The organism is Aliigemmobacter aestuarii (assembly GCF_004799285.1).
Classification (GTDB): Bacteria; Pseudomonadota; Alphaproteobacteria; order Rhodobacterales; family Rhodobacteraceae; genus Aliigemmobacter; species Aliigemmobacter aestuarii.
In genome coordinates this window covers 144,179-163,057 of record NZ_SSND01000005.1, presented here as the reverse complement: position 1 = coordinate 163,057, position 18,879 = coordinate 144,179, and the positions used below count along the sequence as shown (strand labels likewise).

Annotated in this window: 19 protein-coding genes and 1 tRNA gene; 8 read left to right on the top strand and 12 right to left on the bottom strand. The window is 66.8% G+C overall.

What is annotated here, in order from left to right; genetic code table 11:
• Positions 1-206: 206 nt before the first annotated feature.
• The 3 genes from prpE to E7811_RS16305 all read left to right on the top strand — a co-directional run bounded on the left by prpE (position 207) and on the right by E7811_RS16305 (position 4,037).
• Positions 207-2,102, top strand: coding sequence for a propionate-CoA ligase PrpE (gene prpE, locus E7811_RS16315; protein WP_136395738.1), 1,896 nt, complete (start codon positions 207-209; stop codon positions 2,100-2,102).
• 184 nt (positions 2,103-2,286) lie between these two features.
• Entirely contained in the window at positions 2,287-2,625 is a 339-nt protein-coding gene (locus tag E7811_RS16310; protein ID WP_136395737.1) for a hypothetical protein, read from the top strand.
• A complete protein-coding gene (locus tag E7811_RS16305) occupies positions 2,625-4,037 on the top strand; it encodes a sigma-54-dependent transcriptional regulator (RefSeq protein ID WP_136395736.1) in 1,413 nt (470 codons plus the stop codon). The genes E7811_RS16310 and E7811_RS16305 overlap by 1 nt, the downstream gene beginning before the upstream one ends.
• A gap of 63 nt (positions 4,038-4,100) precedes the next feature.
• On the opposite strand, the gene E7811_RS16300 is transcribed toward E7811_RS16305, so the two are convergent.
• Positions 4,101-4,871 (bottom strand): NAD kinase, encoded by a 771-nt coding sequence (locus E7811_RS16300; protein WP_136395735.1) that lies wholly within the window; start codon positions 4,869-4,871, stop codon positions 4,101-4,103.
• A gap of 212 nt (positions 4,872-5,083) precedes the next feature.
• Between E7811_RS16300 and glyA the strand changes: the two genes are divergently transcribed.
• Entirely contained in the window at positions 5,084-6,379 is a 1,296-nt protein-coding gene (gene glyA, locus E7811_RS16295) for a serine hydroxymethyltransferase (protein ID WP_136395734.1), read from the top strand.
• 84 nt (positions 6,380-6,463) lie between these two features.
• On the opposite strand, the gene E7811_RS16290 is transcribed toward glyA, so the two are convergent.
• Entirely contained in the window at positions 6,464-6,808 is a 345-nt protein-coding gene (locus E7811_RS16290) for a hypothetical protein (RefSeq protein WP_136395733.1), read from the bottom strand.
• A 123-nt stretch (positions 6,809-6,931) separates the two neighbouring features.
• Here E7811_RS16290 and E7811_RS16285 point away from each other — a divergent pair, with 123 nt between their 5' ends.
• Positions 6,932-7,705 carry an alpha/beta fold hydrolase gene (locus tag E7811_RS16285; protein WP_136395732.1) on the top strand — a complete coding sequence of 258 codons (774 nt, stop codon included), beginning with the start codon at positions 6,932-6,934 and terminating at the stop codon, positions 7,703-7,705.
• A 9-nt stretch (positions 7,706-7,714) separates the two neighbouring features.
• Here E7811_RS16285 and E7811_RS16280 read toward each other — a convergent pair whose 3' ends face one another.
• Positions 7,715-8,212, bottom strand: a complete 498-nt coding sequence (locus E7811_RS16280) for a cytochrome b (RefSeq protein WP_136395731.1) — start codon at positions 8,210-8,212, stop codon at positions 7,715-7,717.
• A 68-nt stretch (positions 8,213-8,280) separates the two neighbouring features.
• Positions 8,281-8,466 carry a CTP synthetase gene (locus E7811_RS16275; RefSeq protein WP_136395730.1) on the bottom strand — a complete coding sequence of 62 codons (186 nt, stop codon included), beginning with the start codon at positions 8,464-8,466 and terminating at the stop codon, positions 8,281-8,283.
• A gap of 231 nt (positions 8,467-8,697) precedes the next feature.
• Here E7811_RS16275 and E7811_RS16270 point away from each other — a divergent pair, with 231 nt between their 5' ends.
• The 3 genes from E7811_RS16270 to E7811_RS16260 are packed head-to-tail and all read left to right on the top strand — an operon-like array spanning position 8,698 to position 11,953.
• Positions 8,698-10,299, top strand: coding sequence for a DUF4153 domain-containing protein (locus tag E7811_RS16270; RefSeq protein ID WP_168733068.1), 1,602 nt, complete (start codon positions 8,698-8,700; stop codon positions 10,297-10,299).
• Positions 10,296-10,979 carry a response regulator transcription factor gene (locus E7811_RS16265; protein ID WP_136395728.1) on the top strand — a complete coding sequence of 228 codons (684 nt, stop codon included), beginning with the start codon at positions 10,296-10,298 and terminating at the stop codon, positions 10,977-10,979. The genes E7811_RS16270 and E7811_RS16265 overlap by 4 nt, the downstream gene beginning before the upstream one ends.
• Positions 10,967-11,953, top strand: a complete 987-nt coding sequence (locus E7811_RS16260; RefSeq protein WP_168733067.1) for a HAMP domain-containing sensor histidine kinase — start codon at positions 10,967-10,969, stop codon at positions 11,951-11,953. The genes E7811_RS16265 and E7811_RS16260 overlap by 13 nt, the downstream gene beginning before the upstream one ends.
• 325 nt (positions 11,954-12,278) lie before the next feature.
• Here the strand turns inward: E7811_RS16260 and E7811_RS16255 are convergent.
• From E7811_RS16255 to gcvT, 8 genes are all read right to left on the bottom strand, one after another.
• Positions 12,279-12,354 (bottom strand) — tRNA-Ala (locus tag E7811_RS16255).
• 37 nt (positions 12,355-12,391) lie between these two features.
• Entirely contained in the window at positions 12,392-12,841 is a 450-nt protein-coding gene (locus E7811_RS16250) for a thioredoxin domain-containing protein (RefSeq protein ID WP_136395726.1), read from the bottom strand.
• 58 nt (positions 12,842-12,899) lie between these two features.
• Positions 12,900-13,217 (bottom strand): DUF3775 domain-containing protein, encoded by a 318-nt coding sequence (locus E7811_RS16245; protein WP_136395725.1) that lies wholly within the window; start codon positions 13,215-13,217, stop codon positions 12,900-12,902.
• Positions 13,218-13,302: 85 nt separating this feature from the next.
• Positions 13,303-13,632, bottom strand: coding sequence for an AzlD domain-containing protein (locus E7811_RS16240; protein ID WP_136395724.1), 330 nt, complete (start codon positions 13,630-13,632; stop codon positions 13,303-13,305).
• Positions 13,629-14,315, bottom strand: a complete 687-nt coding sequence (locus tag E7811_RS16235) for an AzlC family ABC transporter permease (protein ID WP_136395723.1) — start codon at positions 14,313-14,315, stop codon at positions 13,629-13,631. The genes E7811_RS16240 and E7811_RS16235 overlap by 4 nt, the downstream gene beginning before the upstream one ends.
• Before the next feature lie 90 nt (positions 14,316-14,405).
• Positions 14,406-17,246, bottom strand: a complete 2,841-nt coding sequence (gene gcvP / locus E7811_RS16230; RefSeq protein WP_136395722.1) for an aminomethyl-transferring glycine dehydrogenase — start codon at positions 17,244-17,246, stop codon at positions 14,406-14,408.
• Between the two features lie 80 nt (positions 17,247-17,326).
• Positions 17,327-17,686, bottom strand: a complete 360-nt coding sequence (gene gcvH / locus E7811_RS16225) for a glycine cleavage system protein GcvH (protein ID WP_136395721.1) — start codon at positions 17,684-17,686, stop codon at positions 17,327-17,329.
• 14 nt (positions 17,687-17,700) lie between these two features.
• Entirely contained in the window at positions 17,701-18,810 is a 1,110-nt protein-coding gene (gene gcvT / locus E7811_RS16220; RefSeq protein ID WP_136395720.1) for a glycine cleavage system aminomethyltransferase GcvT, read from the bottom strand.
• Positions 18,811-18,879: the final 69 nt, after the last annotated feature.

Below are 18,879 nucleotides of genomic sequence, written 5' to 3'. Positions count from 1 at the left end.
CTGCAACATGCCGGCAGCCGATTTGCAAAGCCGATCGGAGGTTCAGGAAATTCTGGAAAGAGGTGCGGGATTTGCATAAATTTGCAGTCGCAGAAAGACTGTTATTGCAAATTATTTTGCCCCAACCGAAATGTTGCCCGGTAACAGCATTGCGCGATGCCCGCCCCCTGCCGTAACAAAGCGCAACGCTTTGGAGGAGGCAACTCATGGGATACGCCGATATTTATGGCGGCTGGAAGGCTGACCCGGAAGGTTACTGGATGCAGGCCGCCGGGGCCATCGACTGGGTCAAGGCGCCAAGCCGTGCGCTGAACGCGGATCGCGCGCCCCTCTACGAGTGGTTTACCGATGCCGAGGTCAACACCTGCTGGAACGCGGTGGATCGCCATGTTCTGGCCGGACGCGGCAAGCAGCCCGCCATCATCCATGACAGCCCCGTGACCGGCACCAAGCACGTCATCACCTATGGCGAGTTGCAGACCCGCGTGGCCAGCCTTGCCGGCGCGCTGCGCGCGAAGGGCGTGGAAAAGGGCGACCGCGTCATCATCTACATGCCGATGGTGCCCGAGGCGCTTGAGGCGATGCTGGCCTGCGCCCGGCTGGGGGCGATCCATTCGGTCGTCTTCGGCGGTTTCGCGGCCAACGAACTGGCCGTGCGGATCGACGACTGCAAGCCCAAGGCGATCATCGCGGCCTCTTGCGGGATCGAACCGAACCGCGTGGTCCATTACAAGCCCCTTCTGGACGGCGCGATCGACCTTGCCGGTCACAAGCCCGATTTCTGCGTGATCTTCCAGCGCGAACAGGAAGTTGCGCGACTGGTCGAGGGCCGGGATGTCGACTGGCACGCCTTCCAGTTCGGCGTGACCCCGGCCGAATGCGTTCCGGTGGCGGGCAATCACCCGGCCTACATCCTTTACACCTCGGGCACGACCGGGGCGCCCAAGGGCGTTGTGCGCCCGACCGCAGGCCATCTGGTGGCGCTGAACTGGTCGATGCGCGCGGTCTACAACGTGGGCGTGGGCGATGTGTTCTGGGCCGCCTCTGACGTGGGCTGGGTCGTCGGGCACAGCTACATCTGCTATGGGCCGCTGATCGCGGGCTGCACCACCATCGTCTTCGAGGGCAAGCCCGTCGGAACGCCCGACGCAGGCACCTTCTGGCGCGTGATCGCCGAACACAAGGTGCGCAGCTTCTTCACCGCGCCGACCGCGCTGCGTGCGATCAAGCGCGACGACCCGAACGGCGAACTGATCCGCGATTACGACCTGTCGAACCTTCAGGCATTGTTCCTGGCCGGTGAGCGGGCCGACCCGGACACGATCCACTGGGCCGCGCGTCACCTGAACGTGCCGGTCATCGACCACTGGTGGCAGACCGAAACCGGCTGGGCCATCGCGGCCAATCCGATGGGGATCGAACATCTTCCGGTGAAGGTCGGAAGCCCCTCGGTCGCGATGCCGGGCTATGACGTGCAGGTTCTGGACGAAGGCGGCCATCCCGTGGGCCCCGGCACGCTGGGGGCGATCGCGGTGAAACTGCCGCTGCCGCCCGGCACGCTGCCAACGCTGTGGAACGCAGAGGAACGGTTCCGGAAATCCTACCTGTCCCATTTCCCCGGCTATTACGAGACGGGCGATGCGGGTTACATCGACGAAGACGGGTACCTCTACATCATGGCCCGCACCGATGACGTGATCAACGTCGCTGGCCACCGCCTGTCGACCGGCGCGATGGAAGAGGTTCTGGCCGGTCACAGGGACGTGGCCGAATGTGCCGTGATCGGCGTGACGGATGCCCTGAAGGGGCAGTCGCCCGTGGGGTTCCTTTGCCTCAACAAGGGGTCGAACCGCGAACCCGCCGAGGTGGTCAAGGAATGCGTGACGCTGATGCGCGAAAAGATCGGCCCCGTTGCCGACTTCAAGCGCGCTGTCGTGGTGGACAGGCTGCCCAAGACCCGCTCGGGCAAGATCCTGCGCGGCACGATGGTCAAGATCGCCGACTGCGAAGAATTCAAGATGCCCGCGACGATCGACGACCCGGCGATCCTTGAAGAAATCCGCGAAGCGCTGAAGACGATCGGGCTTGCCGCCAAAGGGTGATCGAAGCGTTTCGCCAAAGCTTTCTTGAATTCATGGCCCGCAGCGGTAACCTGCGGGCCATGATCTTTGGGCTGGCCCCATTTCTGCCGTCACGAACCCAACCCCCTCGCATCCTGCTGCGGAGGGCGGGATGAGCCATTCCAGCCCCCCTGCCCCCCCGGGCCCTGAAACTGCCAATACCCTGATGCCAGCGCAGGCCGACCTGTCAGCGGCCCTGGCGCGGGCGGTTGGCGCCGACCGTGTCGCGCTGCTGGCCGCGACGCTTGCCGACGATCTGGCCGGGGTGGCCCTGCAACTGCGATCCGCGCATCGCGCCGATCAGCGCCGGGGCTGCCACACGCTGGTGGCCCTGGCCGCACTGGCCGGGGATGCCGGGCTGGCCGAACGGGCACGCAGCCTGCTTGCAGATGCCGATGCGGCCGCGGGCCGGCCCTTTCCCGAGGGCGAAGCGCGCGCCCTGGCCGATGGCGTCGAGGTTCTGGCGCGGACCGCGTCGGCGCTTGGCGCCGGGATGGCGCCTTGATGCGGCCGCCTGTCCCCCTGCCCGCCCCGATCCTGGTGATCGAGGACACGCTTTCGCTGCAGATGATCTATCGGTCGGTGCTCGCACAGGCGGGGCACGAAGTGGTTACGGCATCGTCTCTGGCCGAAGGGCGCGAGGCCTGGCAAAGCCACGCCCCTTCGATCGTTCTTCTGGACCTGATGCTGCCCGACGGTGACGGGCTGGACCTGATGCAGGATATCCTGTCGGAAGCACCGGGCACCGCCGTGATCGTCGTCACCGCGAACGGGTCGATCAACCGCGCGGTAGAGGCGATGCGCGCAGGCGCGCACGATTTCCTTGTGAAGCCCTTCGACGAACAGCGGTTCCTTTCATCCGTCAACAACGCGCTGAAGGACCAGGCCGCAACGGATCGCGGCGAAGATCCGGCCCCGATCGGCGATGCGCGCCCGGCCACCGGTGGAATGGTCGGATCGTCCGCCGTCATGGCGCGGGTTCACGCGACGATCCGGTCGGTCGCAAGGTCGATGGCGACGGTTTTCATCACCGGGGAAAGCGGCACCGGGAAAGAGCTTTGCGCGCTGGCGGTGCACAAGGGCTCTGCCCGGTCGAAGGGGCCATTCGTCACGCTGAACTGCGGGGCCATCGCACCGGACCAGCTGGAAGCCGAGGTCTTCGGCCATGTGAAAGGGGCCTTTCCGGGGGCCCATTCCGAAAAGGCCGGCGCTGCCAGCCTGGCCGACGGTGGCACCCTGTTTCTGGACGAGGTCTGCGAAATGCCGCTTGCACTTCAGGCGCGGTTCATGCGCTTCGTGCAAAGCTCGATGGTCCATCCCCTGGGCGCCCCGAACCCCCGCAAGGTGAGTGTCCGCATCGTCTGTTCGACGAACCGCGACCCGCTCGATTGCGTTCGCCGGGGCCAGTTCCGCGATGATCTGTATTACCGGCTGTTCGTGATACCGATCCACATGCCCGCCCTGCGCGAACGCGGCGACGATGTGATCGAGATCGCCCAGGGCGCGCTGGACTGTTTCTCCGCCGAGGAGGGACGGCGCTTTGACGGGCTCGACCCTGCGGTGATCCGTCTGTTCCGGTCGCATCCCTGGCCCGGCAACGTGCGGCAGGTCCTGAACGTGATCCGCAACGTCGTGATCCGCAACGAGGGCGGGACGGTCACGCTTGACATGCTGCCGGTCGAACTGTTCCGGCAGGGCGACACCCTGCCCGGCGCGGCGGGTCCGCTGACACAGGCGGAACCCGATTTCGAAAGCCTCGCGGGATTGACGATGGCCGAGATCGAACGCCGCGTGATCGAGGCGGCGATCGCGCGTCACGGCGGATCGGTACCAAGGGCGGCCCGCGCGCTGGACCTGTCGCCCTCGACGCTTTACCGCAAGCTGGAAGCCTGGGCCGACGGCCCCGCTACAGACTGACCGCCCCAGACTGACAGGCGCGGACTGACCGCCCCAGACTGACGGCAGCAGATGGACCGCGGCTCAGGCGAACTGTTCGTTCAGCAGGCGTTCTTCCAGCCCGTGGCCGGGATCGAACAGGATGCGGTGGCGCACCTTCGGCTCGGACCGGATTTCCACATAGGCCACGTCGCGCACCGACCGGCTGTCGGCATCGGCCATGACCGGGCGCTTGCCCGGATCGAGCACGTCAAAGCGCACATGGGCCGATTTGGGGATCACCGCGCCGCGCCACCGCCGCGGACGGAAGGCCGCGATTGCCGTCAGGGCCAGCACGTCCGATCCGATCGGCAGGATCGGCCCGTGCGCGGAATAGTTGTAGGCCGTCGACCCGGCCGGGGTGGAAACCAGCGCACCGTCGCAGACCAGTTCGGCCATGCGTTCCCGCCCGTCGATGGAAATCCTGAGCTTGGCGGCCTGCGGCCCCTGCCGCAGCAGCGAGACCTCGTTGATCGCAAGGGCGTGGACGATTTCGCCCGACATCGTCCCCGCCTTCATCGCCAGCGGGTTGATCACCTCCTCCTTGGCCGCATCCAGCCGTTCGCGAAGCCCCTCGATCCGGTAGGCGTTCATCAGAAAACCGATGGTGCCGCAGTTCATGCCGTAGACGGGGGTATCAAGGCTCTGTGTCTCGTGCAGGGTCTGCAGCATGAACCCGTCCCCGCCAAGGGCGACGATCACATCAGCGGCATGCGGGGGGCATTGGCCATGCAATGCGGTCAGGGCGGCAAGGGCCGCCTGCGCCTCGGGCGCGGTGCTGGCCGCGAACCCGATCAGTCTTTCCTTCGCGGCCATCCTTCCCTCCCTCTGCCAGGCCAGACTGGCCGGGCGAAAGGCCGAATTCAAGCCTTCCGGCGGGATGCCGTGGCATACAATGAAAGAATGTTTCCCATTGGCGGATTTCTTTTCGCCCAAAACGCCGCTTGCGTCGTTTTCGTGCCTTTCTGCGCGCCCGGCCTTCCGCTAAATAGCCGCCAACCGCCCGTAGCCCGGAACAGGAGACGCCCATGAACGCCCCCCACCGCGATGCCGGATTTTTCACCGAACCGCTGTCCAGCCGTGACCCCGAACTCTTTGGTGCGATCACCAGCGAGCTTGGGCGCCAGCGCGACGAGATCGAACTGATCGCGTCCGAGAACATCGTCTCCCGCGCCGTGATGGAAGCGCAGGGTTCGGTGATGACCAACAAATACGCCGAAGGCTATCCGGGCAAGCGCTATTACGGCGGCTGCCAGTTCGTCGACGTCGCGGAAAACATGGCCATCGAACGCGCCTGCAAGCTGTTCGGCTGCGGCTTTGCCAACGTGCAGCCGAATTCCGGGTCGCAGGCCAACCAGGGCGTGTTCACCGCGCTGCTGCAACCGGGCGACACCATTCTGGGCATGAGCCTTGATGCGGGCGGCCACCTGACCCATGGCGCAAAGCCGAACCAGTCGGGCAAGTGGTTCAACGCCGTCCAGTACGGCGTGCGCAAGCAGGACAGCCAGATCGACTATGACCAGATCGCGGCGCTGACGGCCGAACACAAGCCCAAGATGATCATCGCCGGCGGCTCGGCCATCCCGCGGGTGATCGACTTCGCCCGCATGCGCGAGATCGCCGACAGCGTGGGCGCCTACCTGCTGGCCGACGTGGCCCATTTCGCGGGCCTGATCGCGGCGGGTCTGTATCCCAGCCCGTTCCCGCATGCCCATGTCGCCACCACCACCACGCACAAGACCCTGCGCGGCCCGCGCGGCGGCATGATCCTGACCAATGACGAAGATATCGCGAAGAAGATCAACTCGGCCATCTTCCCCGGAATCCAGGGCGGCCCGCTGATGCATGTGATCGCCGCCAAGGCCGTGGCCTTCGGCGAGGCGCTGCGGCCCGATTTCAAGACCTATCAGGCGCAGGTCATCAAGAACGCGCAGGCGCTGGCCGACCAGCTGATGAAGGGCGGGCTCGATATCGTCACCGGCGGCACCGACACCCATGTGATGCTGGTCGACCTGCGTCCGAAGGGCGTGAAGGGCAACGCGACCGAAAAGGCGCTTGGCCGGGCGCATATCACCTGCAACAAGAACGGCATCCCCTTCGATCCGGAAAAGCCCACCGTCACCTCGGGTGTCCGTCTGGGCACACCCGCCGGCACGACCCGCGGCTTCGGCGAGGCAGAGTTCCGCCAGATCGCCGACTGGATCGTCGAGGTGGTCGATGGCCTTGCCGCCAATGGCGAAGAGGGCAACAGCGCGGTGGAAGCGGCGGTCAAGGCCAAGGTGGCCGATCTCTGCGCGCGTTTCCCGATCTATCCGGGCCTTTGATCCGGTTCTCTGATCCGGCACTTCCGACAGATCGGCCCGCGCTCCGGCGCGGGCCTTTTCGTTTCCGGCACGGCCCTGCGGCCCTCAGATGAAGCCGCGCCAGAACAGCACCGCACCCAAGAGGACCAGCACGACAAGGATGGAAAAGGCCATGGACGAGGCCATGCCCGCCAGCATCGTCCGCCGTCGCGTGTTCGGCATCCGGTTCAGGTGGCGCACGCAGATGTCATAAGCCTCGGCGACCTTGTCGTGATCGACCTGAAGCAGCATCCTGGGGTTCTGCGACATATGGGCGGCTTCGGCCAGGAAATCCGCCGCAGCCCGCACCTTGCGGGGCAGCTTGCGTCCAGCCCGGCGCAGCTTGTCGGTCAGGCCGTCCCCCCGCGCGCCCAGACGTTCCTCCATCAGCGCGGCAACGCGGTCTGCCATTTGCTGTATCGTGACGGCGCTCACAGTCCCCTCCGGTCGGATCTTCGCACCAGCTATGCGCCAAACCGTTGCCTTTTCAATGGCTCTGGCACTTCGCCGCCTCGAAGGATAGCTTTCTGTTCCATGCTGAACACGATCCCTCATCCCGCACGTATCCCGCCCGCCTTTCCTCCGCTGGTCATTGCCCACGGCCTTTTCGGTTCGGGCCGGAACTGGGGTGTGATCGCGCGTCGCATGGCCGAGGACCGCGAGGTGATCGCGGTCGACATGCGCAATCATGGCGACAGCCCGCGCCGGTCGACGCATGACTATCCCGGCATGGCCGCCGATCTTGCCGAGGTCATCCAAACCCTGGGCGGTCAGGCCGACCTGATGGGCCATTCAATGGGCGGCAAGGCCGCGATGCAGCTGGCGCTGACCCGGCCCGACCTGATCCGCCGTCTGGTGGTGGCCGATATCGCGCCGGTGGCCTATGGCCACGACCAGTCCCGCCACATCGATGCGATGCGGACACTGCCGCTGGACGAGGTAACCAGCCGGGGCGAGGCCGACCGGCTGCTGGCGGCAGCCGTGCCCGACGATTCGCTGCGCGCCTTCTTCCTTCAGTCGCTGGACCTGAAGGCCGAGGGCGGGCCACGCTGGAAGCTGAACCTCGACACGCTCGAGGCCGAGATGCCGAAGATCGTGGGCTGGCCTGGCACCACCGGGGAATTCCCGCGCCCGGCCCTGTTCCTGACCGGAGCCACATCCCATTACGTCCTGCCCGAACACCGGCCCGCCATCATGGCCCTGTTCCCCAAGGCGCGTTTCGCGCGCATCCCCGGCGCGGGGCACTGGCTGCATGCCGAAAAGCCCCGCGAGTTCGAGGAAACGATGCGTGCCTTCCTGAACGCCTGAACGGGCGGATCACTCCAGCGGGCGTTTCATCCGCAGCATCAGCCCGTCCTTCAGCCAGAACTGATGCCAAAGCGCCGCCACGACATGCACGCCCACGAGAATCAGCATGAGCGGCTTCATCACCTCATGCGCCTCGGCCGCGCCCTCGATCCCACCGAACCAGGCCACCGCCCCGGACAGTGGCATCAGGATCATCAGCGCATAAAGCGCCAGGTGGCCCAGATGCGCGGCCAGCCGCAGGGGGGCGGGTTCAGCCTCGGGCGCGGGCGGCGCCCCACGGGTCTTGCGCAGGGCCAGCCGCCACAGCGCGAAGGCCAGAACCGCCAGACCGCCGAAGACATGCAATGCCACGACCGGATTGAACGCGGTCTGGACACCTTCCTTGAAGGCGTCCCACGCCTCGGCGATCGGCTCGTGCAGGATGAACTGCAGCGCGATCAGAACCGCCACAACCCAGTGAAGCCTGATCTGGATGCGCGAATAGCCTTTCGGGGCGGGTCGTGCCATGTCTGGTCTCCTTTCAGCGACAGGTCTTCCTGAAACGCCGGGGCGGGCGGTTTCCGTCGCCGTCCCGATCAGCTTTCGCCGGCGATCTGCCGTGCCACGAACCAGCTGACCGGAAAGGCCAGCACAAAGCCGACCGCCGCCGCGATCAGGATGGGTTGCAACGTGTCCTGACCGATCGTCAGCGCGATCACGATCCCCACGCCCATCAGGGTGGTCGAGATCATGGAAAAAAGGATCATCATCAAGCGGGTCATCTATTCCCTCCAAAGGGTCAGGGCGCGTTCCCTGGCCTCTGGATGCGCCCGGACGGTCGCCCGGTCCTTGATCCGGGTCAAACCGGGGCCACGAAACCTGCATCGCCGATGCACCAAATTGCCGCAGGCAACCCCGGACAGGTCTGCACCGAAACTGCACATTTCGCACATTCCCCCTGCAAGCCCGACAGCGATGAGCGGGGGAGGACAATAAAGACGAGGGGACGTGACATGCGGGTTCTGACCATCGGGGGGCTTCCCACCTCCATCCTTCAGGACGCCTGGTGGATGGATGCCGACCTTGGCACCGGGTCTTCCGGCACAAGCGGCGCGGCGGGCATCGGAACGGGGGATGAAAGCGCGGCACGGCGCACACCACCCCCTGCCGGCGTCATGCTGGCTGCACTGGTGGCACTGGCCGATCTTCTGTTCTTCGACCATCCGCCCGGCCTGTCGGTGGCGATCTTCCTGATCGCATTCGGCATCGCGGCAACCATCGCGGTGCCCGTCAGGGGCCGCCGCCTGATCCTTGCATGGGCCATCCTGACGCTGGCGGCCTTGCCCGTGGCCGTCGCCCTGACGCCGCTGTCGATCACCATCGCGATCATCGGCGCGCTGGCGGCCTGCGCCTCGATCTGCGATACCGAAAGCCCCCTCAAGGGCAGCCTGCTGCGGGGGATCCTGCGGCTTGCCGCCTCGGTCCCGGTGCGCGGGGCCTCGGACCTTGTTTCGGCCATGACCCGGCAGGACCAGGCAAAAGGCAGCCTCGGGCAGAGTGCACGACGCGCGGGCGGGGCCTGGGCAATGCCCCTTGTCGCGGGCGGGGGGTTCGTCCTGTTGCTCGCCTCCGCCAATCCCATCCTCGGCCAGTGGATCGAGGCACTTGTCCCCGCGCCGTCCGATCCTGAACGGATCCTGCGGCGGGCGGGATTCTGGCTGATCGCTTCGGCACTGATCTGGCCGCTTGTGGCGGCACTGTCATCAGGACGCCTGCCCGCGCTGCACCCCGAACTCGCGTCGGCCCTGAGGCTTGTGCGGCCTGAAGAGGCGGCGGGCGAGGCTGCGGGCATCGGGGCAAGTGATTTCGGGTTCAACCCCGTGTCGATCGGCAATGCGCTGATCCTGTTCAATGCTCTTTTCGCGGTTCAGACCGCGCTTGACCTGACCTATCTCTGGGGCGGGGCCGACCTGCCCGACGGGATGACCTATGCGGGATATGCCCACCGCGGGGCCTATCCGTTGGTTGCCACCGCGCTTCTGGCAGGCGCCTTCGCCCTGATCTCGCGCCCGTTCACCGACCGGTCGCCCCTGCTGCGGCCTCTGCTGATCCTGTGGGTGGCGCAGAACGTGCTTCTGGTCGTCTCGGCCCTGCTGCGGCTTGATCTTTATGTCACGGCCTACGGGCTGACCCATCTGCGGCTGGCCGCGGGCATCTGGATGGCGCTTGTCGCGGGCGGGCTTTGCCTGACGCTCTGGCAGATCGCCGGGCGGCACGGCAACCGCTGGCTGCTCTTGCGGGTCATCGTGATGGCGGGTGCGGTACTTTATGGCTGCGCCTTCGTGAACGCGCCGGGGATTGTCGCCAAGGTCAACATCGGCCGGGCCGAAGCCGGGATGCGCGTCGACCGCGCCTATGTCTGCGCCCTTGGGCCGATGGCCGCGGCCGAGATCGCCGCCCACGACCGCCGTGCCCTGCAGCCTTTCTGCATCGGCCTTGCGCGCCCGCCCGTGCCCGAAATCGACGGCTGGCGCGATTGGGGTTTGCGCAAGGCGCTGATCCGGCGTTACCTCTTGGCGCAAGATCACGCCGGAGCAAGGGAGGAACGGCCGTGAAGATCCTCGTCGTCGATGACGATCCGCGCATCCGCGACCTGCTGACCATCGCCCTGGAACGCGGCGGCTATCAGGTCGTGACCGCCGCCGACGGGCAGGCCGCCCTGCGCAACGCCCGCCGCGAGGCGCCCGCGCTGATCGTGCTGGACGTGGGCCTGCCGGAACTGGACGGGCTCGAGGTCTGCCGACGCATCCGCGCGCAATCCGACGTGCCGATCCTGTTTCTGACCGCGCGCGATGACGAGGTCGACCGGATCGTCGGGCTGGAATTGGGCGCCGATGACTATGTCAGCAAACCGTTCAGCCCGCGCGAACTTCTGGCGCGGATCAAGGCGATCCTGAAACGCAGCGCCCCCGCCGCGCCGCGCGGCGCGACGGTGCTGGAACACGGCGCGCTGCGGCTGGATCTGGCGCGCCATGTCTGCACCTGCGGGGCGACGCCCGTCGCCTTGACGGCGACCGAGATGGGGCTTCTGTCGCGCCTGATGGCCCATCCCGGCATGGTCGTCACGCGCGGCCAGTTGATCGAGGCGGTCTATGGCGGGAATGTCCATGTCTCTGACCGGACGCTGGACAGCCACATGCGCAACCTGCGCCGCAAGCTGACCGAGGCGGGATGCGAAGGCGCGGTGGAAACCCTGCATGGCATCGGGCTCAGGATGGCCGAATGCGCCCGGTGATCGCGCGCAAATGGCGCCCTCCGCTGCTGCTGGTTCTGGGCGGAACGCTGACGGCGGTCCTTGTGCTGCCCCTCGCGGGGCTTCTGGCCGTACGCTGGCTGTCGCCGCTGATGGGGTTCCGCACCTCGGCGCTGACGGTCGGCCTTGCCGTCGTTCTGGCGACTGCCATCCTGGGCTGGCTGTTGTGGCGGCTTCTACTGCGGCCCGTCAGGGCGCTGGCCGACCACGCGAAAGCCGTCCGGGCCGGTCAGCCGGATGCAGCCGCCCCCCTGCGCCATTACGGCACGCAGGAATTGCGCGATCTGGGGCAGGCGGTGCTGGACATGGCCGACACGCTGCAGAACCGCGAGGCCTCGATCCGTGCCTTCACCGACCATGTCACCCACGAGTTGAAATCGCCGCTGACCACGATCAAGGGTGCCGCGGAAATCCTGGCGACCACGCCCGCGGGCGAGCCGGCCGATCCCCGGCTTGTGGACGGGATCGCCGATGCCGCAACCCAGATGGAGGCGCAACTGGCCGCCCTGCGTCGCTTGGCCGCCGCACGTGAACCGACGTTCCGCGGCCACACGACCGTGCAGGCGGTGATGCGCGACCTTCAGGCCGCCCACCCCGACTTGTCGCTGACCTCGTCGGGCGAACGGCTGTTCCTGCCCCTTTCGGACGAAGGCCTGCGCCTGATCCTGTCGCAACTGCTGGCCAATTCCGAACAGAACGGCGCCCGCACCGTCGATATCGAGGCGGTGAAGGAAGAGGGCATTCCCTGCCTCTGGGTGCGCGATGACGGCCGGGGCATTTCACCCGGCAATGCCGACCGGATCTTCCAGCCGTTTTTCACGACGCGCCGCGAAGCGGGCGGCACCGGCATGGGGCTTTCGGTCGTGGTGGCCCTTCTGGCGGCGCATGGCGCGCGGATCGTCCATGTGCCGGGCGCGATCGGCGCGCAATTCAGGATCTGCTTTGACGCCGACTGAGCCCTGCCATGCGGCTCTGCTCCGGCGGGAAACCGCACCGCACCCCGCGCGTGAGGCCCCCCTTTTTCGCCCGCGGGATCGAGGCCCTGCAATGCGCCTGCGGGTCGGTGGCATCCCTCGACGCCGCAACCCGCCCGCCCCGATGGCTTACCCGATCCTCTGATTTTCCGGCAGTCAAACGCGCCCGTACAGTACAGGCGGACAGACCGGATCGAGGCCGAACCGTTCTGCGGGCAAGCGTCATTTGTTTGGGAGGGCACGCAGATGGATTGTTGCCATATTCCCAGAGCGATGCCCCAGAAAAACCAACCGATTGTAAGGTGGTTGGTGGAGTAGAGGGGGATCGAACCCCTGACCTCGTCATTGCGAACGACGCGCTCTCCCAACTGAGCTACTACCCCAGAGCCGTGCGTGATTTCGCCGATGGGCCGGGAAATGTCAAGCGGCCTTCGCGCCCAGTTTCTGCTGGACGAAGGCCACGATGTCGGCCGCCGGCCGGGCTCCGGCCAGACGGGCGATCTCGCGCCCGCGGTGATAAAGCACAAGCGCGGGAATGCCCTGGATGCGCGCCCGCCCGGCAATGTCGGGGAAGTCCTGCGTGTTCAGTTTCGCCAGTCGGACCCGCGGCGCCAGCGCCTTCGCGGCCTTGGCGAATTCCGGAGCCATCATCCGGCAGGGACCGCACCAGGGCGCCCAGTAATCCACAAGGATCGGCAGATCGTCGCCGCGCAGCGCCTTGTCATGCGCGGCCGCGTCCAGTTCATGCACCCGCCCGTCGGCAAGGGCCGCACCGCAGACGCCGCATTTCGGCCCTTCGGCCAGTTTCGCCACCGGCACGCGGTTCATCTGCCCGCAGGCCGCACAGGTCAGTTTCACGGCTTCGCTCATCTGCGCACCTCACATGCATTTTCCCGCATATGTGCATCGCCCTGCCGCCCCGCAAGGGTCAGAGGAAATCCTCTTCCTCGCCCGAAACGTCGACACCCATCGCCTCGAGCCCGGCTTCCAGATTCTCGGCCAGATGCGGCATCCCCATCAGGTAATCTTCGGTCGGGGTCGAGGCCTCGGCAAAGGCGGTGGCGACGGCCTCGCCGAAATCCTCGGCCTCAAAGGCCCCCCGGCCGACCCAGGCCAGCGCTGTCAGATGGGCCTTCTCGTCATCGTTCAACCCGGCGATGAATTCATGCAGTTCCGCCGTGGCCATCGGGCCTTCGCGGGATTGAAAGATGATGTGCACCACCTTCTGCGGGTTGATTTCCAGCATGGTCGCTTCTCCTCGTCCTGTGTCATGGTTGCGCCGGAACGGGCGATCATGCAAGCGCCCTGCGCAGTCAGAAGGCCACACCGGCTCAGCCCGCCGACATCACCGCGAAGGCAAGCCCATAGGCCAGCGCCCCGGAAAGCGTCGCCGCCACCACCGACCGGCGCGGCAGAAAGGCGAGGACCGTGGCGGCAAGCCCGGCCAGAAGCGGAACGGGGGCCTTCGGCGCGGGGGCCAGTTCCGGCAAGAGGGCTGCGACGAAAAGCGTCGCCATTGCGGCAGGCCCGGTCGCAGCAAGGAAGCGCGCGGCAAGGCCGCCGGGCCGCGCCTCGCGCCGCATCAGGATCGTCGGCAATGCGCGGAAGGCCCAGTTGGCCGCCCCGGCCAGCACCGCCATCAGGATCAGTCCGCCGCTCATCGCCGCAGCAGCCCCGCAAGCGCCCCGCCCAGCATCCCGGCCAGGATCCCCCAGGCGGGCGACAGCGCAAGGCTCCCCGCCGTGCAGGCCAGCGCCGCGACAGCCACCGGACGCAGCGTGGCACGCGACAGGACCGACAGCAGCAAGGCCAGGAACAGCGCCGTCAGCATGAAGCCAAGCCCCGCGCTGACCGCGGGCCAGCGGTCCAGCGCTCCACCCCCGGCCCAGGCCCCGGCGGCCGTCCCGCCGATCCAGGCCATGTATGCGGCCAGTCCGAGGCCGAACATGTAGCTTTCGGAAAACCGCTGCCCCCGCGCCAGCGCCCCCAGTGCCTGGCCAAAGACCTCGTCGGTCAGGCCCCAGGCCCAGGCCCATGCATGGCGCCGGCTGGCCCCGGAACCGGCCTGCCGCATCAGGGCGGGGCCGTAAAGCACATGCCGGACGTTCATCGCGATCAGGGTAAAGGCCGCGACCAGCGCAGGCGCGCCTGACGTGACAAGCGCCAGCGCCAGGAACTGCGATGCCCCGGCATAGATCACGACCGAAAGCATGACCGCCTCGGCCCCGGTCAGACCGGCGCGGGTGGCGGCCACACCGAAGGAAAAGGCGATCGGGGCATAGCCCAGGACGATCGGCAGGGCAGCGAAAAGCCCCGCCCGGAAAGCGGGGCGCGACGTGGTCATGATCCACCTTGCCGGTTGGTTCCGCCTGTCATTTCACCCTGGCGGAAATATCCTGGGGGGTCCGGGGGGCAAGGCCCCCCGGCCTGTCGATCATTCCGCGGCCTCGGCATAGCTTTCCACCGGCGGGCAGATGCAGACGAGGTTCCGGTCGCCCCAGACGTTGTCGACCCGTCCCACCGGAGGCCAGTACTTGTCCACCCGGAACGACCCCGGCGGGAAGCAGCCCTGTTCGCGTGGATACTTGCGCGTCCAGTCCGCGACCAGATCCTCGACCGTGTGCGGGGCGTGACGCAGCGGGCTGTCCTCGGCCGCGATCTCGCCCGCTTCCACCGCCTTGATCTCGTCCCGGATCGCCTGAAGGGCCGCGATGAACCGGTCGATTTCGGCCTTGGTCTCGCTTTCCGTGGGCTCCACCATCAGCGTGCCCGCGACCGGCCAGCTCATCGTGGGCGCATGGAACCCGTTGTCGATCAGGCGCTTGGCGATGTCGTCCACGGTCACACCGGCCTCGGCGAAGGGGCGCGTGTCCAGGATGCACTCATGCGCCACCCGGCCCCGGTTGCCCATGAACAGCACCTCATAGGACCCGCGCAGCCGCGCCGCGATGTAATTGGCGTTCAGGATCGCGACCCGTGTCGCCTGCGTCAGCCCCGGCCCGCCCATCATCAGGCAATAGGCCCAGGAAATCAGCAGGATCGACGCACTGCCGTAGGGCGCGGCGGAAACCGGGCCTTCGCTGCCGCCGGTTTCGGGATGACCCGGCAGATAGGGCGCCAGATGGGCGCGCACGCCGATCGGCCCCATGCCGGGGCCACCGCCGCCATGCGGGATGGCAAAGGTCTTGTGCAGGTTCAGGTGGCTGACGTCGCCACCGATCTCGCCCGGTTTCACGAGGCCCACCATCGCGTTCATGTTGGCCCCGTCGATATAGACCTGGCCGCCATGGTCATGGGTGATCTGGCAGATTTCGCGCACGGTTTCCTCGAACACGCCATGCGTCGAGGGGTAGGTGATCATGCAGGCGGCCAGATTGCCCCCGGCCTCGGCGGCCCTGGCGCGGAAATCCTCGACATCCACATCGCCATTGGCCGAGGATTTCACGACGACGACCTTCATCCCCGCCATCTGCGCGCTGGCCGGGTTGGTGCCATGCGCCGACATCGGGATCAGGCAGATGTTGCGATGCCCCTCGCCGCGCGCCCGGTGATAGGCCTGGATCGTCAGAAGCCCCGCATATTCCCCCTGCGCGCCGGAATTCGGCTGCATCGAGAAGGCGTCATAGCCGGTGATCTCGCACAGCTTCTCCGACAGGTCGGCAATCGCCTCGGCATAGCCCTGCGCCTGGTCTGCGGGCGCGAACGGATGCAGGCTGCCGAATTCGGGCCAGGTGATCGGCATCATCTCGGCCGCGGCGTTCAGCTTCATCGTGCAGGACCCAAGCGGGATCATCGCCCGGTCCAGCGCCAGGTCGCGGTCCGACAGGCGGCGCATGTAGCGCATCATCTCGGATTCCGCGCGGTTCATGTGAAAGACCGGATGGGTCAGGTAATCCGATCGGCGCAGCATGTCCTCGGGGAAGCCCAGAGTCGCACGATGGGGCGGCGCCGCCTCGATCCCGAAGGCGCGCAGGATGCGCACCAGCACCCGTTCGTCGGTCGTTTCGTCCAGGCTGATGCCCACGCGGTTCGACCCGATCTTGCGAAAGTTGAGCCCCTCCTGACGGGCAGCCGCCAGAATGCCCGCCTGCCCCACGCCCACTTCCACGGTGATCGTGTCGAAGAAGGCCTTGGGTGCAACCTTCGCCCCCGCCGCCTTCAGCGCACGGGCAAGACGGTTGGTCATGAAATGCACCCGCTCCGCGATGGCGCGCAGACCGGCGGGGCCGTGGAAGACGGCATACATCGAGGCCATGACCGCCAGCAGCGCCTGCGCCGTGCAGACGTTCGACGTGGCCTTCTCGCGCCGGATGTGCTGTTCGCGGGTCTGAAGCGAAAGCCGATAGGCGCGGTTCCCGCGCGCGTCGATCGACACGCCAACGATCCGCCCCGGCATCGACCGCTTGAAATCGTCCCGGCAGGACATGAAGGCGGCATGCGGGCCGCCATAGCCCATCGGCACCCCGAACCGTTGCGCCGATCCCACGGCGATGTCGGCGCCCATCGCGCCCGGTTCCTTCAGAAGGCAGAGCGCCAGCAGGTCCGTGGCCACAACCGCAACCGCCCCCGCCTTGTGCAGCGCCGCGATCTCGTCGGTCAGGTCGCGCACATGGCCATAGCTGCCCGGATACTGGAAGATCGCGCCGAAGACCTTCGACGGGTCCAGGTTTTCGGCCATGTCCTCGATGATCTCGATCCCGAGCGGCAGCGCGCGGGTGCGGATCACCTCGATCGTCTGCGGATGGCAGAAGCGGTCGATGAAGAAGGCCCGCGCCTTCGATTTCGCCACCCGTTCGGCCATCGTCATCGCCTCGGCCGCCGCCGTCGCCTCGTCCAGAAGGCTCGCATTCGCCACGGGAAGGCCCGTCAGGTCCGCCACCATCGTCTGGTAGTTGAGCAGCGCCTCAAGCCGGCCTTGCGCGATTTCCGGCTGATAGGGGGTGTAGGCGGTGTACCACGCGGGGTTTTCCAGGATGTTGCGCTGGATCGCCGGGGGCGTCACCGTGCCGTAATATCCCTGCCCGATCAGGCTGGTCATCACCCGGTTCTTGGCCGCGACCTCGCGCATCCGGGCCAGCAGGTCATGTTCCGACAGGGGCGCCCAGGCCAGCGGCCGCTTCTGCCGGATAGAGGCGGGGATCGTCTCGTCGATCAACTGGTCAAGGCTCTGGCAGCCCACGGCCGAAAGCATGTCGGCCATCTCGGCGGGCGAGGGGCCGATGTGGCGGCGGTTGGCAAAATCATAGGGATTGTAGTCGGTGGGCGTGAAGGTCATGGCAGCCTCATTGCGTTTCGCCGCATCCGGGTTTTCTGCGAAAACCCGGTGCTTTCGATTTTTCGCAGAAAAATCGGGCCTTACCCGATCAGGTCGTTGTATTCGTCCTCGTCCATGAAGTCGTCGAGGACCGAGAGATCGTCGAGCTTCATCTTGAAGAACCAGGCAGCCCCCATCGGGTCTTCGTTGACCATGCCGGGGTTGTCGGCCAGCTTTTCGTTGACCGCGACGATCTCGCCATCGACCGGGGCAAGGATGTCGGACGCGGCCTTGACGCTTTCGATCACGCAAACCTCGTCCCCCCTGGCGACCATGGTTTCCGTCTCGGGCAGTTCAACGAACACCACATCGCCCAACTGCGTTGCCGCATGTTCGGTGATGCCGACGACGACCAGATCGCCCTCGACGCGCAGCCATTCGTGTTCCTCGGTGAATTTCATGGTGATCCTCGCAGTCAGCGTTTGTAGGTGGTGGGGTGGAAAGGCATGGCGGCCACGGTCACGGGAAGGCGCTTGCCGCGCACATCACCCAGAAGCCGCGTGCCGATGGCCGCATGGGCCGTGGCGACGTAACCCATCGCGATCGGCGCCTCCTGCGAGGGGCCGAACCCGCCCGAGGTGACGCGGCCCACGGGCGTGCCGTCTTCGGCGAAGAGTTCCGTGCCCTCGCGCATCGGGGCCCGGCCTTCGGGGCGCAGGCCCACGCGCTGGCGTTCGGGCCCTTCGGCAAGCTCGCGCAGGATGCGGTCTGCGCCGGGAAAGCCGCCTTCGCGTGCGCCGCCAGCCCGGCGGGCCTTCTGGATTGCCCAGGTCAGGCCGGCCTCGACCGGGCTTGTGGTTTCGTCGATGTCATGGCCGTAAAGGCAAAGCCCGGCCTCCAGCCGCAGGCTGTCACGCGCGCCAAGGCCGATCGGGGCGACCTCTGTCATCTCCAGAAGGGCGCGGGCAAAAGCCTCGGCCCCGGAGGCAGGGATCGAGATTTCGAACCCGTCCTCGCCCGTGTAGCCCGACCGCGACACCCATGTATCGCCGAAGACGCCCACATCCATGAAGCGCATCGCCGCCACCTGCGGCACGAGGCGCGCCAGCGCGGTTTCGGCCTGTGGCCCCTGCAGCGCAAGCAGCGCGCGGTCGGTGATTTCTTCCACCTCGGCCACATCGGCCAGACGGACGCGCATATGGGCGATGTCGGCCTCGCGGCAAGCGGCATTCACGACGACGAACAGGTGATCGCCCCGGTTGGCGAACATCAGGTCGTCAAGGATCCCGCCGGTGTCGTTGGTGAACAGCCCATAGCGCTGCCGCCCCTCGGCAAGTCCCGCCACATCGACGGGCATCATCGCCTCGAACCCGGCGACCAGCGCCGCCATTCCGGCCTTCGGGCGCAGGATCACCTGCCCCATGTGGCTGACATCGAACAACCCCGCCGCCGCGCGGGTGTGAAGATGTTCCTTCATCACCCCCATCGGGTATTGCACGGGCATCGACCAGCCCGCGAAGGGCACCATCTTGCCCGCGAGGCCCACATGCAGGTCATTCAGAACCAGCGTCTTCAGGTCGGACATGCCGCACCTCCAGTCATCCGCCGGTCTAAGGCATCCCGGCACCGCCCGGACAGGGAACCCCCTGCCCCA

Excerpts from the sequence above, each read along its gene's own strand:
- E7811_RS16280 (WP_136395731.1), bottom strand. The coding sequence starts at position 8,212 with ATGGCACGACCCGCCCCGAAAGGCTATTCGCGCATCCAGATCAGGCTT.
- E7811_RS16285 (WP_136395732.1), top strand. The coding sequence starts at position 6,932 with ATGCTGAACACGATCCCTCATCCCGCACGTATCCCGCCCGCCTTTCCT.
- E7811_RS16245 (WP_136395725.1), bottom strand. The coding sequence starts at position 13,217 with ATGCTGGAAATCAACCCGCAGAAGGTGGTGCACATCATCTTTCAATCC.
- E7811_RS16275 (WP_136395730.1), bottom strand. The coding sequence starts at position 8,466 with ATGACCCGCTTGATGATGATCCTTTTTTCCATGATCTCGACCACCCTG.
- glyA (WP_136395734.1), top strand. The coding sequence starts at position 5,084 with ATGAACGCCCCCCACCGCGATGCCGGATTTTTCACCGAACCGCTGTCC.
- E7811_RS16290 (WP_136395733.1), bottom strand. The coding sequence starts at position 6,808 with ATGGCAGACCGCGTTGCCGCGCTGATGGAGGAACGTCTGGGCGCGCGG.
- E7811_RS16235 (WP_136395723.1), bottom strand. The coding sequence starts at position 14,315 with ATGACCACGTCGCGCCCCGCTTTCCGGGCGGGGCTTTTCGCTGCCCTG.
- E7811_RS16300 (WP_136395735.1), bottom strand. The coding sequence starts at position 4,871 with ATGGCCGCGAAGGAAAGACTGATCGGGTTCGCGGCCAGCACCGCGCCC.
- E7811_RS16270 (WP_168733068.1), top strand. The coding sequence starts at position 8,698 with ATGCGGGTTCTGACCATCGGGGGGCTTCCCACCTCCATCCTTCAGGAC.
- prpE (WP_136395738.1), top strand. The coding sequence starts at position 207 with ATGGGATACGCCGATATTTATGGCGGCTGGAAGGCTGACCCGGAAGGT.
- E7811_RS16240 (WP_136395724.1), bottom strand. The coding sequence starts at position 13,632 with ATGAGCGGCGGACTGATCCTGATGGCGGTGCTGGCCGGGGCGGCCAAC.
- E7811_RS16310 (WP_136395737.1), top strand. The coding sequence starts at position 2,287 with ATGCCAGCGCAGGCCGACCTGTCAGCGGCCCTGGCGCGGGCGGTTGGC.
- E7811_RS16305 (WP_136395736.1), top strand. The coding sequence starts at position 2,625 with ATGCGGCCGCCTGTCCCCCTGCCCGCCCCGATCCTGGTGATCGAGGAC.
- gcvP (WP_136395722.1), bottom strand. The coding sequence starts at position 17,246 with ATGACCTTCACGCCCACCGACTACAATCCCTATGATTTTGCCAACCGC.
- E7811_RS16250 (WP_136395726.1), bottom strand. The coding sequence starts at position 12,841 with ATGAGCGAAGCCGTGAAACTGACCTGTGCGGCCTGCGGGCAGATGAAC.
- gcvH (WP_136395721.1), bottom strand. The coding sequence starts at position 17,686 with ATGAAATTCACCGAGGAACACGAATGGCTGCGCGTCGAGGGCGATCTG.
- E7811_RS16260 (WP_168733067.1), top strand. The coding sequence starts at position 10,967 with ATGCGCCCGGTGATCGCGCGCAAATGGCGCCCTCCGCTGCTGCTGGTT.
- gcvT (WP_136395720.1), bottom strand. The coding sequence starts at position 18,810 with ATGTCCGACCTGAAGACGCTGGTTCTGAATGACCTGCATGTGGGCCTC.